This is a genomic window from Micromonospora sp. DT47 (assembly GCF_049844475.1).
GTDB lineage: Bacteria > Actinomycetota > Actinomycetes > Mycobacteriales > Micromonosporaceae > Micromonospora.
Map to the genome: position 1 here is coordinate 166,830 of NZ_JBNCLC010000006.1, position 15,138 is coordinate 181,967.

At 76.7% G+C, this 15,138-nt stretch carries 15 protein-coding genes and 1 pseudogene; 14 read left to right on the forward strand and 2 right to left on the reverse strand.

From position 1 onward, the window contains the following. The first annotated feature begins 5 nt into the window (after nt 1-5). The 4 genes from ACLQ2U_RS11980 (at nt 6) to ACLQ2U_RS11995 (ending at nt 4,174) form a co-directional block, all read left to right on the forward strand. Nucleotides 6-1,085 (forward strand): FecCD family ABC transporter permease, encoded by a 1,080-nt coding sequence (locus tag ACLQ2U_RS11980; RefSeq protein WP_425750668.1) that lies wholly within the window; start codon nt 6-8, stop codon nt 1,083-1,085. Continuing rightward, nucleotides 1,082-2,107 carry a FecCD family ABC transporter permease gene (locus ACLQ2U_RS11985; RefSeq protein WP_425750669.1) on the forward strand — a complete coding sequence of 342 codons (1,026 nt, stop codon included), beginning with the start codon at nt 1,082-1,084 and terminating at the stop codon, nt 2,105-2,107. Before ACLQ2U_RS11980 ends, ACLQ2U_RS11985 begins: the two co-directional genes overlap by 4 nt. 9 nt (nt 2,108-2,116) lie before the next feature. Next, nucleotides 2,117-2,917: an ABC transporter ATP-binding protein gene (locus ACLQ2U_RS11990; protein ID WP_425750670.1), complete on the forward strand. Its 801-nt coding sequence runs from the start codon at nt 2,117-2,119 to the stop codon at nt 2,915-2,917. Nucleotides 2,918-3,076: 159 nt separating this feature from the next. Then, entirely contained in the window at nt 3,077-4,174 is a 1,098-nt protein-coding gene (locus tag ACLQ2U_RS11995) for an FUSC family protein (RefSeq protein ID WP_425750671.1), read from the forward strand. Between the two features lie 30 nt (nt 4,175-4,204). Here the strand turns inward: ACLQ2U_RS11995 and ACLQ2U_RS12000 are convergent, their stop codons facing one another. Both ACLQ2U_RS12000 and ACLQ2U_RS12005 read right to left on the reverse strand, forming a co-directional pair. After that, nucleotides 4,205-5,962: a sulfatase gene (locus ACLQ2U_RS12000; RefSeq protein WP_425750672.1), complete on the reverse strand. Its 1,758-nt coding sequence runs from the start codon at nt 5,960-5,962 to the stop codon at nt 4,205-4,207. A 148-nt stretch (nt 5,963-6,110) separates the two neighbouring features. After that, nucleotides 6,111-6,842, reverse strand: a pseudogene (locus ACLQ2U_RS12005) (CDP-alcohol phosphatidyltransferase family protein); the annotation flags it as partial. Nucleotides 6,843-6,932: 90 nt separating this feature from the next. On the opposite strand from ACLQ2U_RS12005, the gene ACLQ2U_RS12010 reads away from it, so the two are divergent. From ACLQ2U_RS12010 to ACLQ2U_RS12055, 10 genes are all read left to right on the forward strand, one after another. Then, nucleotides 6,933-7,913, forward strand: coding sequence for a zinc-dependent alcohol dehydrogenase (locus tag ACLQ2U_RS12010; RefSeq protein WP_425750673.1), 981 nt, complete (start codon nt 6,933-6,935; stop codon nt 7,911-7,913). Nucleotides 7,914-7,917: 4 nt separating this feature from the next. Continuing rightward, complete coding sequence (locus tag ACLQ2U_RS12015) at nt 7,918-8,316, forward strand: 6-pyruvoyl trahydropterin synthase family protein (protein WP_425750674.1); 399 nt, start codon at nt 7,918-7,920, stop codon at nt 8,314-8,316. Nucleotides 8,317-8,318: 2 nt separating this feature from the next. After that, nucleotides 8,319-9,353, forward strand: coding sequence for a glycosyltransferase family 4 protein (locus ACLQ2U_RS12020; protein WP_425750675.1), 1,035 nt, complete (start codon nt 8,319-8,321; stop codon nt 9,351-9,353). Then, entirely contained in the window at nt 9,350-10,171 is an 822-nt protein-coding gene (locus tag ACLQ2U_RS12025) for a class I SAM-dependent methyltransferase (protein ID WP_425750676.1), read from the forward strand. The genes ACLQ2U_RS12020 and ACLQ2U_RS12025 overlap by 4 nt, the downstream gene beginning before the upstream one ends. A gap of 55 nt (nt 10,172-10,226) precedes the next feature. Then, nucleotides 10,227-11,249, forward strand: a complete 1,023-nt coding sequence (locus ACLQ2U_RS12030) for a lysylphosphatidylglycerol synthase domain-containing protein (RefSeq protein ID WP_425750677.1) — start codon at nt 10,227-10,229, stop codon at nt 11,247-11,249. 12 nt (nt 11,250-11,261) lie between these two features. Continuing rightward, entirely contained in the window at nt 11,262-11,918 is a 657-nt protein-coding gene (locus ACLQ2U_RS12035) for a GTP cyclohydrolase II (protein WP_425750678.1), read from the forward strand. A gap of 46 nt (nt 11,919-11,964) precedes the next feature. After that, nucleotides 11,965-12,657: a RibD family protein gene (locus ACLQ2U_RS12040; RefSeq protein WP_425750846.1), complete on the forward strand. Its 693-nt coding sequence runs from the start codon at nt 11,965-11,967 to the stop codon at nt 12,655-12,657. A 104-nt stretch (nt 12,658-12,761) separates the two neighbouring features. Beyond that, nucleotides 12,762-13,310 (forward strand): sigma-70 family RNA polymerase sigma factor, encoded by a 549-nt coding sequence (locus ACLQ2U_RS12045; protein WP_425750679.1) that lies wholly within the window; start codon nt 12,762-12,764, stop codon nt 13,308-13,310. Nucleotides 13,311-13,419: 109 nt separating this feature from the next. Continuing rightward, nucleotides 13,420-14,115: a response regulator transcription factor gene (locus ACLQ2U_RS12050; RefSeq protein ID WP_425750680.1), complete on the forward strand. Its 696-nt coding sequence runs from the start codon at nt 13,420-13,422 to the stop codon at nt 14,113-14,115. Further along, nucleotides 14,108-15,136 (forward strand): sensor histidine kinase, encoded by a 1,029-nt coding sequence (locus ACLQ2U_RS12055; RefSeq protein ID WP_425750681.1) that lies wholly within the window; start codon nt 14,108-14,110, stop codon nt 15,134-15,136. The genes ACLQ2U_RS12050 and ACLQ2U_RS12055 overlap by 8 nt, the downstream gene beginning before the upstream one ends. Nucleotides 15,137-15,138 lie beyond the last annotated feature (2 nt).

Here is a 15,138-nt window from a genome sequence, read left to right on the forward strand (position 1 = left end):
CTAACTTGCTGTCAACAGGCCGCACGCCGTTTCTGCCCAGAGTGGAGCCGACACTGTCCGTCACCACGACCGCCGACGCCCCGCCGTCGGCGCCACCGCCGCGCCGGGCCGGGTCCTCCGGCGTACGGTGCGCCGGCCTCGCCGCCGGCCTGCTGCTGCTCCTCGTCGTCGCGTTGCTCAGCGTCGCGGTCGGCGCCAAGCAGCTCTCCCCCACCGAGGTGTGGCAGGGCCTGGTCTCCGCCAGCTCCCCCGAGCACGCCGTGGTGCACCGGATGCGCCTGCCCCGTACGCTCCTCGGCCTGCTCGCCGGCGCGGCGCTCGGCGTCGCCGGGGCGCTCATGCAGGCGCTGACCCGCAACCCGCTCGCCGACCCGGGACTGCTCGGCATCAACGCCGGCGCGTCCGCCGCGGTCGCCACCGCCACCGCCCTGCTCGGCGTCGGCACCGTCCAGGGCTGGATCTGGTACGCCCTGCTCGGCGCGGTGACCGTCACCGTCCTGGTGCACGCCGTCGCCGGCGGCCACCGGGCCACCCCGGACCGGCTGGCGCTGGCGGGGGCGGCGCTCAACGCGGTGCTCTACTCGTACGTCAGCGCGGTGATGCTGCTCGACGCGGCCTCGCTGGACCGGTTGCGGTTCTGGACGGTCGGTTCGCTGGCCGGCGCCGAGTTCGCGACGCTGCGTACCGTGGCACCGTTCGTCGGGGCCGGCCTGCTGGTCGGGCTCGCGGCGGCGCGCCCGCTCAACGCCCTGGCCCTCGGCGACGACGCGGCGCGGGCGCTCGGCGCCCGCCCAGCCCTGATCCGGGGCGCAGCCGTCGCCGCCGTCACGCTGCTCTGCGGCGCGGCCACCGCCGCCTGCGGACCGATCGTCTTCGTCGGGCTGCTCGTGCCGCACCTGGTCCGCGCGCTCACCGGGCCGGACCTGCGCTGGCTGCTGCCCGGCTGCGCGGTGCTCGCGCCCGTGCTGCTGCTCGGCGCGGACGTGGCCGGCCGGGTGCTCGGCCGCCCCGGCGAGCTCCAGGTCGGGCTGGTCACCGCGGTCCTCGGCGGGCCGCTCTTCCTGCGTCTGGTGGCCCGGCGATGACGGTGCTCCGGACCCGCGGCGGCCGCTCCCTGCGCTGGCGCGCCCGCTCCCTCGCCGTCGGGGCCGGCACCGCGCTGCTGGCGGTGACGCTCGGCCTGCTCGCGGTCGGCGGCGGCGACTACCCGATGAGCCCCGCCGACGTGCTGCGCACCCTCGCCGGGCAGGGCACCCCGGCGGAGGAGTTCATCGTCGGAGAGCTGCGGCTGCCCCGGGTGCTCACCGCCCTGGCCGCCGGGGCCGCCCTGGCGCTGGCCGGCGCGGTGGTCCAGGCGCTGCTGCGCAACCCGCTCGGCAGCCCCGACGTGCTCGGGGTCACCCAGGGCGCGGCGACCGGCGCGCTGGTCGTCGTGGTGGCCGGCGGCGGCAGCCTGACGCTCTCCGCCGCGGCGCTGGCCGGCGGCACCGCCACCGGCCTGCTGATCCGGGCCGTCGCCGGGCGGCGGGGGCTGTCCGGCCACCGGCTGATCCTGGTCGGGATCGGGGTCTCGGCCGTGCTCACCGGCGTCAACGGCTGGCTGCTCACCCGGGCGCCGCTGATGGACGCGGCCCGGGCCGTGCTCTGGCTCACCGGCAGCCTGGACGGGCGCGGCTGGTCACAGGCGGCGCCGCTGCTGGGCACCCTCGCGGTGCTCACCCCGGTGGTGCTCGGCCAGGCCCGGGCGCTGGCCACCGTCGAGCTGGGCGACGACGCGGCCACCGCGCTGGGCGTGCCGGTCGGCCGGGTACGGCAGGCACTGCTCGGCGCGGCGGTGCTGCTCGCCTCGGCCGCCGCGGCGGCCGCCGGGCCGGTGTCGTTCGTGGCGCTGGTCGCGCCGCACCTCGCCCGCCGGATCACCCGGGCGCCCGGGGCGAACCTGGTCGCCTCCGCGCTGACCGGGGCGGTGCTGCTGCTCGCCGCGGACCTGCTGGCGCAGCGGGCGTTCGCCGGGCGGCAACTGCCGGTCGGCGTGGTCACCGGCGCGATCGGCGGGGCGTACCTGGTGTGGCTGCTCGCCGCGCGGCGGCGGGCGGGACGGAGCTGAGGAGGGCACATGTCGGGAGATCCACGGCTGGGCGGGGTCGGGCTGACCCTGGCGTACGAGCGGCGGGTCATCGCCGAAGGGCTGACGGTCGCCGTACCGGACCGGTCCTTCACCGTGGTGATCGGGCCGAACGCGTGCGGCAAGTCGACACTGCTGCGGGCGCTGGCCCGGACGCTGCGGCCGCGCGCCGGGACGGTGCTGCTGGACGGGCGGGACATCCACACCCTGCCGTCGCGCGCGGTGGCCCGTACCCTCGGCCTGCTGCCGCAGACCGCGGTCGCGCCGGACGGGATCACCGTGGCCGACCTGGTCGCCCGCGGCCGCTACCCACATCAGAGCCTGCTGCGCCAGTGGTCCACCGAGGACGAGCGGGTGGTGGCCGAGTCGATGGCCGCCACGGGGGTCGCCGACCTGGCCGGGCGGCCGGTCGACGAGCTCTCCGGCGGCCAGCGGCAGCGGGTCTGGATCGCCATGGCGCTGGCCCAGCGGACGCCCCTGTTGCTACTCGACGAGCCGACCACCTATCTGGACATCGCCCACCAGATCGAGGTGCTGGACCTCTGCGCCCGGCTGCACTCCGAACAGGGCCGGACCCTCGTCGCGGTGCTGCACGACCTGCATCACGCCGCCCGGTACGCCACCCACCTGATCGCCATGCGCGACGGCCGGGTGGTGGCCGAGGGCGACCCGCGGACGGTGGTCACCGCCGAGCTGGTCCGGGAGGTGTTCGGGCTGCCGTGCCGGATCGTCGAGGACCCGGAGACCGGCACCCCGCTGGTGGTCCCCGCCGCCCATGGCCGGACCCGCTGACGCCCACCGGCGTCGATCCGTCGCGCGCGCCGCCGGTCCGGCCCGCCGCACCTGCGGGTTTACCGGGTCGACCGGTCCGGGTAGTGCCACGTCCGGGCCGGCTAGTGATCACGGTCCGGTGTGGACCGACCATGGGGGCAGCGGAACGTGCGAAAGAGGATGCGGTCCGCCGTCGACCGGCTGCGCGGCGGGGCGATGCCGGCGCTGGAGGCGGCGGCGGCCGCGACCATCGCCTGGCTCATCGCCGCGGAGCTGATCGGCCACCCCGATCCGGTCTTCGCGCCGAGCGCCGCGCTGATCGTCCTCGGCGAGGCGCGCGGGCAGCGCGTCCGGCAGACCGTCGAGATGGTCCTCGGGGTGGCCGCCGGGATCCTCGCCGCCGACCTGGCCGTGCGGTCGCTCGAACTGGGCACCGGCACCGTCTTCGTGGTCCTGCTGCTGACCATCGGCGTGATGGTGACGCTCGGGGCGAGCAGCACCCTCACCGTCCACGCCGCGATCTCCGCGCTCTACCTGGTCGCGGTGGCGGCGCCGAAGGGCAGCATGATGCCGTTCCGGTTCGTCGACGCGCTGATCGGCGGCGCGGTGGCGCTGGCCGCGAGCCAGCTCATGGTGGCCCGGGACCCGCTCGCCCCGCTGGTGGCGCAGGCCCGGCAGACGTTCGCCGACCTGGCCGACCTGCTCGGCCGGATCGACGAGGCGCTGGCCGGGTGCGACGAGGAGGCGGCGCGCGCGGTCCTGGACCGGGCCCGCGAGCTGGACGGCTGCGTGGACCGGCTGCGGACCGCCGTGCAGGCGTGCGGCGAGTCGCTGCGGCTGCGCGTCCGCAAGCGCCGGCACCTCGGCCAGGTGGAGGAGGTCGAGGCGACCTGCCGGCAGCTCGACTACGCGGTGCGCAACATCCAGGTGCTGGCCCGCAACGCCGTCACGCTGACCCGCCTGCACACGAGGACGCCGCCGGAGCTGAACGACGCGATCCGGGCACTGCGCGAGGCGGTCCGCGCCGCCGCCGACGCGCTCTCCACCGACCTGCGCGGGCGCCGGGACGCCGACCGGTACGCCGACCGGGCCGACGACGCCGCCCTGGAGGCGGTCCGCATCGCCGCCACGCTGCTGCGGACCGACCCGCCGCTACCGGTGGTGATGATCGTGGGCCAGATCCGGGCCACCGCCATCGACCTGCTGCGCGGGGTCGGGGTGGACGACGCGGCCGTGCTCGGCCAGGTGGACCAGGCCGTCGGCATGCCGTCGGCCTGACCGCCGCGCGCCCCCGTGCTGCCGGTGGCGTCAGTCGTGCCGCGGCGCGGCCGCGTGGGTGGGCGGCGGCGGGCCGAACGCGGTGAGAAACCGGTCCCGGAAGGTGTCCATCCGCCAGACCGGGGCCTGCGGGCCGGGCCGCAGCCCGTCCTGCCAGCCCCACCCGTCGACCCGGGCCAGCACCGCCGGGTCACGGGCGACGATGGTGATCGGTATGTCCCGGCTGGCGTCCTCTCCGGTGACCACCGGGGCGGGCTGGTGGTCACCGAGGAAGACCAGCACCAGGCTGTCGTCGCCGTAGGTATGCACGTAGGAGATCAGGCTGTTCAGCGAGTACTCGATGGAACGGCGGTAGCCCTCCCGCACCTCGGTGGTGCTGCGTCCCACCACATCGGTCGGGTTGGCGGCGACCGAGGTCGGCCGGCGGTAGACCGACCCGTCGCCGACCTGCTCCCAGTCGAGCATCCGGGGGATCGCCGCCCACGGCGAGTGGCTGGAGATCAGCGGGATCTCCGCCATCACCGGGGCGTGGCCGGGGGTGGCGCGTTCCCGGCGCTGGAAGGTGGCCAGGGTGTACTGGTCCGGCATGGGCGCATAGCTGAACTTCGGGCCGCGGTAACCCAGCCCCGCCGCGTCGTGGTAGCGGTCATAGCCGAAGAATGTCCCCTCCGGCCACGGCTGGGTGGCCGCCGGCATCACCCCGACCGTCTGCCAGCCGGCCCGCCGGAACGCGCCGTTGAGGGTGAGCCGGTCGCTGCCCAGCAGGCCGAGGTGCCGTTGCTGGTTGTCGACCCAGAGCCCGGAGAGCAGCGTGTCATGGGCCAGCCAGCTGCCCCCGCCGGCGGTGGGCGAGGTGAGGAAGCCGCTGCGGGCGGCGAAGCCGGCGGCGGCCAGCTGCCGGGTGCCGTCGTCGAGCACCGCGCCGACCTGCGGCGCGAACTCCGGATCCTCGACCGCGTCCCGGCCGTAGCTCTCCACGAAGGCCAGGATCACGTCCTTGCCGCGCAGGGCGGTGAGCAGCTGGTCGCCGGGGGTGTCCCGGAAGGCGTCGGTGGCGACCTCGGCGGCGAAGGCCTCCCGGTCCCGCAGCCCGGCGCCCACCTGCCCGACGTGCTGGCGGACCAGGGCGGACGCCTCGGAGTCGGCGACCGGCGCCCCGACCGCCGCGACGGCGACCCAGACCACGGCGAGCGCTGCGAGCACCCGGACCACCCGCGGGTCGTGCCGGGCCACCAGCCGGGTCAGCCGCAGCACCGACCGGGTGGTCAGCACCAGCAGCGCGACGACGAGAGCGACCAGCGCCACCGACGCGGCGACCGCGCCGGCCCGGCCGACCGAGTCGGTGACGAAGCCGTACGCGTCGTCCAGCAGCACCCAGTCGAGCACCAGGTCGAACGGGCGGGCCAGCGACGCCGACATGCCCATGTCGAGCAGCTTCACGATGGCCAGCAGCCCGATCGCCAGGCCGACCAGGAGCGCCACCGCCCGCCGGGCCCGGCCCCGCAACACCAGCAGCAGGGCGGCGGCGATCAGACCCTCGACCGGGACGCGGAGGAACGCGGCGGGGGTGAGCTGGTCAAGCCGGTTCGGCGCGACCAGCATGGCGAGGACCAGCAGGCCGGCCAGCACGGTGGTCACCGTTGCGGCCACGGTACGCAACCGACCACGGCCACCCGCGGTCGCGGTGCCGGCGGCGGCGGCTCGCGGCTCGTCGCCGGATCCGATGTCGACGGCCGGGTCCTCCCCGGCGGTCGTCGGGCGGCGGCGCAGGCGCGGCAGCACTGACACTGCGGTGTCCCTTCCTGGGGAGGCCCGGCGGCGCGGCCGGGTGGATGGGTACGGCTCAGACGGGCTGGTGCGCGGCGAGCGGCCGTTCGGCGGCCGCCCGCCGCCGGGTCGCCGCCGCGGGCGGGGCGGACGCGGGCTGAGCCGACGGGGCGGACGGGGGCGCGGCCGGAGCCGCCGGCGCGGTCCGGGCCGGACGGTGCCACCAGAGCCAGCCGACGTCGTGGCCGAACGACTCGACCAGCAGGGCCAGCGAGGCGGCCACGACGACGGCGGTCACCGACCGGGGCAGCACGTCCGCCGTGACGGTCGCCAGCACGATCCCCTGCGCCGCCGCGACCACCTTGCGCCAGTAGCGCGGCGGCAGCGTGCCCCGCATCCAGGGCAGCACCCAGCTCGCGGCGACGAAGGCGTACCGCATGGCGCCGATGGCGAGCACCCAGGCCCCGGCGGACGGTGCCACGTGGACGCTGAGCACCAGGATGAGGACGGCGTCGACCTCCATGTCGAAGCGGGCGCCGAGCGCGCTCGCGGTGCCGGTGCGCCGGGCCACCCAACCGTCGACCGCGTCCAGCGCGAGCGCCACCGTGGCCAGCGGCACCAGCACGCCCAACGGCGCCGGCCGGTCGAGGGCCTCCACCACCAGCGCCGTCACCCCGCCGACCAGGACCGCCCGGGTCAGCGTCACCCGGTCCGCCGGCCCCAGCCGGTCCGCGCCCCGCCGGCGCAGGCCGCGCTCGAGCGCGGCGGCGACGACGACGCCGTACCCGACACCGGCCAGCCACCCGGCGACGTCGAGCCCGACGGTCGCGGCCAGCCCGGACAGCAGGACGATCTGGGCGGTCAGGCCGACCACCGGACCCGTTCGAACCCTGGACACCACGCCTCCGTGTTTATGATCGACGGCCTCGACAGGAAACACGGAGCAGGCGGCCGTTCGGTTCGGTTCCGCAGCCAGATGAGGAGAAAGCGCGTGACCCGCGACGCCCGTGCCTTCTGGCTCCGCTCGGCCGGGGTGGGTGAGATCCGGCCGGTGACGCTACCCGACCCGGGTCCCGACGAGGTCCTGGTCCGCGCCCTGCACTCCGGGGTCAGCCGGGGCACCGAGACGCTGGTCTTCACCGGCGGCGTGCCGGTGAGCCAGCACGCGGCGATGCGCGCGCCGTTCCAGGAGGGCGACTTCCCCGCCCCGGTCAAGTACGGCTACCTCAGCGTCGGGGTGGTCGAGGCGGGCCCGGCGGCGCTGCGCGGACGTACCGTCTTCTGCCTGTACCCGCACCAGACCGCGTACGTGGTGCCGGCGTCGGCGGTCACGCCGGTGCCGGACGGGGTGCCGGCGGCCCGGGCGGTGCTGGCCGGCACGGTGGAGACCGCGGTGAACGCGCTCTGGGACGCCGCGCCACTGGTCGGCGACCGGGTGACCGTGGTGGGCGGGGGGATGGTGGGCTGCGCGGTCGCGGCGCTGCTGGCCCGCTTCCCCGGCGCACGGGTCGAGCTGGTCGACGCCGACCCGGCGCGGGCCGCGGTGGCCGCGGCGCTGGGCGTCGGATTCGCCCTGCCGGACGCGGCGGCCGACGGGCGTGACCTGGTGGTGCACGCCAGCGCGACCGGCGCCGGCCTGCAGCGCGCGCTGGAGCTGCTCGCCCCGGAGGGCACCGTGGTCGAGCTGAGCTGGTACGGCGACCGGGAGGTGCGGCTGGCGCTGGGCGGCTCGTTCCACTCCGGCCGGTTGACCATCCGCAGCAGCCAGGTCGGCACGGTCTCCCCCGCCCGGGCGTCCCGGCGGAGTTACGCCGACCGGCTGGCGCTGGCCCTGGAGCTGCTCGCCGACCCGGTCTTCGACGCGCTGCTCACCGGCGAGTCCCGCTTCGCGGAGCTGCCCGACGTGCTCGACCGACTTGCCGCGGGGAGCCTTCCCGCGCTCTGCCACCTGATCAGCTACGACGGGGAGTGACGCCGTGTTCAGCGTGACCGTACGGGACCACATCATGATCGCCCACAGCTTCCGCGGCGAGGTGTTCGGCCCAGCGCAGAAGCTGCACGGGGCGACGTTCGTGGTGGACGCGACGTTCCGCCGGGCCGACCTCGACGCCGACGGCATCGTGGTCGACATCGGCCGTGCCACCGAGGAGCTGAAGTCCGTGCTCGGCGAGCTGACCTACCGCAACCTCGACGACGAGCCGGCGTTCGCCGGGCAGAACACCACCACCGAGGTGCTCTGCCGGGCGATCGCCGACCGGCTGGCCGAGCGGGTGCACGCCGGCGGGCTGGGCGAGGGCGCCCGGGAGCTGGCCGGGATCACCGTGACGCTGCACGAGTCGCACATCGCCTGGGCCAGCTACGAGCGGTCGCTCTGACCGTGCCGGTGGTGCACGTCGTCCTGCCCGGCGACATCGACGACCCGGCCACCCCGAGCGGCGGCAACAGCTACGACCGCCGGGTCTGCCACGGGCTCGCGGGGGCCGGGTGGACGGTGCGCGAGCACGGCGTACCCGGGGAATGGCCGCGGGCCGACGGGCCGGCGCGGACCCGGCTGGCCGGGGTGCTCGCCACCCTGCCCGACGGCACGGTGGTGCTGCTCGACGGGCTGGTCGCCTGCGCGGTGCCGGAGGTGCTGGCGCCGCACTCCCGGCGGCTGCGGCTGGTTGTCCTGGTGCACATGCCGCTGGAGGACGTCACCGAGGCCGCCGCGCTGGCCTGCGCCGCCGCGGTCGTCACCACCAGCGGGTGGACCCGGGGCCGGCTGCTGGAGCGCCACCGGCTGCCCGCCGGCCGGGTGCACGTCGCCGAACCGGGCGTCGACCCGGCCGCACCGGCGACCGGGACGGCCGAGGGCACCCGGTTGCTCTGCGTCGCGGCGGTCATCCCGCACAAGGGACACGACGTGCTGGTCCGGGCCCTCGCCGAGGTCGCCGACCGGCCGTGGACGCTGGACTGCGTCGGCGCGCTCACCCGCGACCCGGCCTTCGTGGCCGGGTTGCGCCGGCAGGTCGACGCCCTGGGCCTGACCGATCGGGTAGGGCTGGCCGGCCCGCGCACCGGGGAGGCGCTGGACGCCGCGTACGCCGGCGCCGACCTGCTGGTGCTCGCCTCGCGGGCCGAGACGTACGGGATGGTGGTCACCGAGGCCCTGGCCCGCGGCGTCCCGGTGCTGGCCACCGCGGTCGGCGGGCTGCCCGGGGCGCTCGGCCGGACGGCCGCCGGCGAGCTGCCCGGCCTGCTGGTCCCGCCGGACGACCCGGCCGCCCTGGCCGACGCGCTGCGCCGCTGGCTCGACGGCGCCGACCTGCGCGACCGGCTGCGCGGCGCCGCCCGGGACCGCCGCGCCACCCTGCCGGGCTGGCCGGCCACCGCCACGACGATCGCCGACGTGCTGGACGGATTGAGAGCGTGACCACCTACCCGACGGACCCGTTCGCCGACTGGCTGCGGCTGCGCGAACCCGCCGACGCCGCCGCCCGCGCCAGGGACCTGGTCGACCGGCTGGGTGACCGGCTGACCGGCGACCGGCCGCTGGTCGTGCACGACCTGGGCAGCGGCACCGGGTCGATGGCCCGCTGGTTGGCCCCGCGGCTGCCCGGCCCGCAGCACTGGATCCTCTACGACCGGGACGCCGGCCTGCTGGACCGGGCCCGCGCCGACGCACCCCGCGACGCCGACGGCGACCCGGTCACCGTCGGGACCCGGCAGCGCGACATCACCCGGCTCACCGCCGACGACCTGGCCGGCGCCGCGCTGGTGACCGCCTCCGCCCTGCTGGACATGCTGACCGCCGAGGAGGTCGACCGGATCGTGGCGGCCTGCGCCGGCGCCGGCTGCCCCACCCTCTTCGTGCTCTCCGTGATCGGCCGGGTGGAGCTCGACCCGGCCGACCCGCTGGACGCGGAGGTCGCCGCCGCGTTCGACGACCACCAGCGACGTACCGCCGACGGCCGGACGCTGCTCGGGCCGGACGCCGCCGACGCCACCGTGGCCGCCTTCGCCCGGCACGGGGTCGACGTCACGGTACGGCCGAGTCCGTGGCGGCTCGGTCCCGCGCAGGCCGCGCTGACCGCCGAATGGTTCACCGGCTGGGTGGACGCCGCCGTCGAGCAGCGCCCCGAGCTGGCCGACCGGACCGCGGCGTACGCCCGCCGCCGGCTGGCCGAGGCCGGGGCGGGCCGGTTGACGGTGACCGTCGGGCACACCGACCTGCTCGCCGGGGCGGAATGAACCCGGACGCCGCCTGGTACGTGAAGGAAGGAGACGTCCGCCGAGGAGGAACCGCGTGACCGCCGCCGACTCGTCCCCCGCCCCCGCCAGCCCGAGCTGGGCCCGGGTGAGCCACCTCGGGGGCGTCGCGCTGGTGGCGGGACTGCTCTGGTGGCTGGGCACCGGCCCGGTGGTGGCCGGGCTGCGCCGGATCGACGCCCCCGCCGTGGGGGCGGCGCTGGCGCTGGGCGCGCTCACCACGGTCTGCTGCGCGTGGCGGTGGAAGCTGGTCGCCGAGGGGCTCGGGATCCGGTTGCCGCTGGGCACCGCGGTGGCGGACTGCTACCGGGCGGTCTTCCTCAACGCGACGCTGCCCGGCGGGGTGCTCGGCGACGTGCACCGAGCGGTGCGGCACGGGCGGGACGCCGGCGACGTCGGTCGGGGCATCCGGGCGGTGGTCTGGGAACGCACCGCCGGGCAGGTCGTGCAGGCGGCCCTCGCGGTGGTGCTGCTGCTCGCCCTGCCGTCCCCGGTGCGGCCGTACCTACCGGCGCTGACCGCGGCGACGGTGGTCGTCGCCCTTGTGCTCGTCGTACTGCTGCGGGCGCTGCCCCGGTCCGGGCCGTCCCGGCGGGCGCGGGCGCTGCGGGCCGCCGCGGCCGACGTCCGGGCCGGCCTGCTCGGTGCCCGGACCGCGCCCGGGGTGCTGGCCGCCTCCGTGGTGGTGGTCGCCGGCCACCTGGCCACCTTCGTGCTGGCCGCCCGGGTCGCCGGCGCCACCGCGCCGCTGTCGGCGCTGGTGCCGCTCACCCTGCTGGCGCTGCTGGCGATGGGGCTGCCGGCCAACGTCGCCGGCTTCGGCCCGCGCGAAGGGGTGGCTGCCTGGGCGTTCGGCGCCGCCGGCCTCGGTGCGGCCCAGGGGGTGTCCACCGCGCTGGTGTACGGCGCGCTGGTGCTGATCGCCGCGCTGCCCGGCGCCGCCGTCCTGATCGTCCGCCGGCGCCCGTCCGGCCTGCGGCAGGGTGCGACGGCCCGTACGGTGAGGAACCCGGGTGGTTCCTCACCGGTCCCCGCTGCCGGGCTGGCCGGCAGCGCCTGACGGAGGAGACACATGCACGAAGCACTGCCGGTCGCGACGGTCCGCACCCAGGTCACGGTTCCCCTCCGCTTACCCGACGGGTACGCCACGACGGCCCGGGTCTTCACCTTCGACGGGCTGGTGGACGGGCGGGAGCACCTGGCGTTCGGGCTCGGCGACTGGGCGGGCGCGCTCGACCGGCACGCGGCGGGCGGGGCGGCGCCGCTGGTCCGCCCGCACAGCGAGTGCCTGACCGGGGACGTCTTCGGCAGCCAGCGCTGCGACTGCGGCCCGCAGCTGCGGGAGGCGGTGGAGCGCATCGCCGGCGCCGGCGGCTTCCTGCTCTACCTGCGGCAGGAGGGACGCGGCATCGGCCTCTACCCGAAGCTCGACGCGTACGCGCTGCAGGACGCCGGCCTGGACACCTACGAGGCCAACGTGGCGCTGGGGCACGACGAGGACGAGCGGGACTACCGGGCCGCCGCGCAGATGCTCGCGGTGCTCGGCGTCGGTGCGCTCGCGCTGCTCAGCAACAACCCGGAGAAGGCCGACCAGCTGGATCGGCTCGGGGTGACCGTCACCGAGGTGGTGCCGACCGCGGTGTACCTCTCCCCGGCCAACGCCGACTACCTGGCGGCCAAGGCCAGCCGGGCGGCCACCCGGTCCGTCGACCAGCCGTCGCTGAACTGAGATGGGCGTCGTACCGGCCGCGCCGGCGGTCCCGCAGGTGGCCACGATGGCCGCCCGGCCGTACGTGCTGCTCAGCTGCGCCACCTCGATCGACGGGTACATCGACGACGCCACCGAGCAGCGGCTGCTGCTGTCGAACGAGGAGGACCTGGCCCGGATCGACGCGGTCCGGGCCGGCTGCGACGCGATCCTGGTGGGGGCCGGCACCGTCCGCCGGGACGACCCACGGCTGGTGATCCGCTCGGAGCGGCTCCGCGCGGCCCGCGAGGCGCGTGGACTGCCCCCGTCACCGGTGAAGGTGACCCTGACCGCCCGCGGCGAGCTGGACCCGGCCGCCCGGTTCTTCACCGTGGGCGACGCCGACCGGATCGTGTACTGCGCCAGCCCGGCCGTGGAGAAGACCGCCGAGCTGCTCGACGGGCTCGCCACCGTGGTGGACGCGGGCGATCCGCTGGACCCGGCCCGGGCCCTGGCCGACCTGGCCGGCCGGGGTGTGGGGCGGTTGATGGTGGAGGGCGGCGGCACGGTGCACGCGCAGTTCCTCACCGCCGGGCTCGCCGACGAGCTGCACCTGGTGGTCGCCCCGTTCTTCGTCGGTGACCCCCGGGCACCCCGGTTCGTCGGCGACGGGGCCTTCCCCTGGCACCCCGGCCGGCGGGCCCGGCTGGCGGAGGTCCGCCAGATCGGCGACGTGGTGCTGGTGCGGTACGCCCTGTCGGAGCGCTGCACCGAGGGGTGAGGCGGTGAACCGGTCGGGCGCGCCGTCCGTACCACCGGTCGAGGCGGACTCCCCATCTACTACGCTACGTCGTAAAGGGTGGGTGCGGCGACGAGGGGCGGGACGTGGTGGACGAGGACGACCGGCAGGTCACGGCGTGGGCGCTCGCCGCGGGCCGGGGCGACCCGGTGGCCCTGGCCGCATTCGTCCGGGCCACCCAGCCGCAGACCTGGCGGTTCCTGCGCCACCTGCTCGCCTCGGCGGAGACCGACGACCTGGTGCAGGAGACCTACCTGCGGGCGATCCGCGGGCTGCCCCGCTTCGCCGGCCGCTCCACCGCGCGGACCTGGCTGTTCGGCATCGCCCGGCGGGTCGCCGCCGACCACCTCCGGTCCACCGCACGCCGGCCGACGACCGTCGCCCTGGACGCCTGGGACCCACCGGCGGCCGCCCGGTTCGAGAACACGGTGGTGCTGGACGCGCTGCTGCGGCAGCTGCCCGCCGAGCGCCGGGAGGCCTTCGTGGCCACCCAGATCCTCGGCCTGTCGTACGCCGAGGCGGCGCAGGTCTGCGACTGCCCGGTCGGCACCATCCGGTCCCGGGTGGCGCGGGCCCGGGAGGGCCTGATGGCCGCCCTGGAGGAACGGTCCGGCGCCACCGTCCGCGCCGGCTGACCGCCGGCCGCCCACCCCGGGGGCCGTAAGGACATCGCAAGGTTTCCACGCCCCTGCGCCCGTCCGGCGCGCGGCTACGCTGGCCGGCACGAGGGGGGGAGGTACCCAGGTGGCGCAACGGGTGCTGGTCGTCGACGACGACCGGACGGTCAGCGACGTGGTGTGCCGCTACCTGGAGCACGCCGGCTACCGGGTGGACCACGTCGGGGACGGGGCCGCCGCGCTCGCCGCCGTCGCCGCCGCGCCGCCGCAGCTGGTGGTGCTCGACCTGATGCTGCCGGTGCTGGACGGGCTGGAGGTGTGCCGGCGGCTGCGCGAGCGGCCGGACGGCGTACCCATCGTGATGCTGACCGCGCGCGGCGACGAGGCCGACCGGATCCTCGGCCTGCAACTCGGTGCCGACGACTACCTGAGCAAGCCCTTCTCCCCGCGCGAGCTGGTGCTGCGGGTGCGCTCGGTGCTGCGCCGGGCCGGCGGCGGGCCGCCGGGCGCGGCGCCGGAGGTGCTGACCGACGGTGGCCTGACCGTGGAGACCGGCCCCCGGGTGGCCCGGCTGCACGGCCGGGAACTGGCCCTCACGCTGCGCGAGTTCGACCTGCTGGCGTACCTGATGCGCCACCCTGCCCGGGCGTTCCGCCGGGCCGAGCTGCTGGAACGGGTCTGGGGGTGGCGCTTCGGCGACCAGTCCACGGTGACCGTGCACGTGCGCCGGCTTCGGGAGAAGATCGAGACCGAGCCGGCCAGCCCGCGACGGATCGTCACGGTCTGGGGCGTCGGCTACCGGTACGAGCCGGTCGATGGCTGACCTGGCCCTGATCTTCGGCGCGGCGCTCGGCGCGGCCTGCTGCGTCGGGCTGCTCGGCGCGGGCGCGCTGCGGCTGCTGCGCGGCCGGTCGATCACCGCGCACATCTCCGTCCTGCTGGCGATGACCGTCACGGCGGTGGTGGCCGGCGTCGCGGTGATCGCCGAGGCGATGTTCCTCTCCCCGCACGACCTGGAGGTCGTGCTGATCACCGTCTCCGCGGCGGCGGTGGTCAGCCTCGCGGTCGGCTGGCTCTTCGGGCGGCGGCTGGCGGCCGCGGCGGTCTGGACCGACCAGGCCCGGGAGCGGGAACGGCGGATCGAGAAGGGGCGCCGGGACCTGGTCGCCTGGGTGTCGCACGACCTGCGGACGCCGTTGGCCGGCTTGCGGGCGATGGCCGAGGCGCTGGAGGACCGGGTGGTCGCCGACCCGGCCACGGTCGGCGAGTACCACTGCCGAATCCGGGTGGAGACCGACCGGATGACCCGGCTGGTTGACGACCTGTTCGAGCTCTCCCGGATCAACGCCGGGGCGCTGCGGCTGTCGCTGTCGGCCGTACCCCTGGGGGAGTTGGTCTCCGACGCGCTGGCCGGCACCGCACCGCTCGCCGCGGCCCGCCGGATCCGGCTGGTGGCCGCCGAGTCGGGTTGGCCGACGGTCACCGCCAGCGAGCCGGAGCTGGCTCGGGTGGTGGGGAACCTGCTGCTCAACGCGGTCCGCTACACCCCGGAGGACGGCACCGTGCGGGTGGACGCCGGCCGGGACGGCGACGGCGCCTGGCTGGCCGTCGCCGACACCTGCGGCGGCATCCCCGAGGCGGACCTGCCCCGGCTCTTCGACGTGGCGTTCCGGGGCGAGCCGGCCCGTACCCCGCGGCCGGGCAACGGCGGGGTCGAGGGCTCCGGCGGGCTGGGCCTGGCGATCGTGCGCGGTCTGGTCGAGGCGCACGGCGGCCGGGTCGAGGTACGCAACGTCTCCGGCGGCTGCCGGTTCGTCGTCCGGCTGCCCCTGGCGAGCGCGTAGGG

Coding starts and splice junctions, on each gene's coding strand:
- ACLQ2U_RS11985 (WP_425750669.1), top strand. CDS start 1,082: ATGACGGTGCTCCGGACCCGCGGCGGCCGCTCCCTGCGCTGGCGCGCC.
- ACLQ2U_RS11990 (WP_425750670.1), top strand. CDS start 2,117: ATGTCGGGAGATCCACGGCTGGGCGGGGTCGGGCTGACCCTGGCGTAC.
- ACLQ2U_RS11995 (WP_425750671.1), top strand. CDS start 3,077: ATGCGGTCCGCCGTCGACCGGCTGCGCGGCGGGGCGATGCCGGCGCTG.
- ACLQ2U_RS12035 (WP_425750678.1), top strand. CDS start 11,262: ATGCACGAAGCACTGCCGGTCGCGACGGTCCGCACCCAGGTCACGGTT.
- ACLQ2U_RS12040 (WP_425750846.1), top strand. CDS start 11,965: ATGGCCGCCCGGCCGTACGTGCTGCTCAGCTGCGCCACCTCGATCGAC.
- ACLQ2U_RS12055 (WP_425750681.1), top strand. CDS start 14,108: ATGGCTGACCTGGCCCTGATCTTCGGCGCGGCGCTCGGCGCGGCCTGC.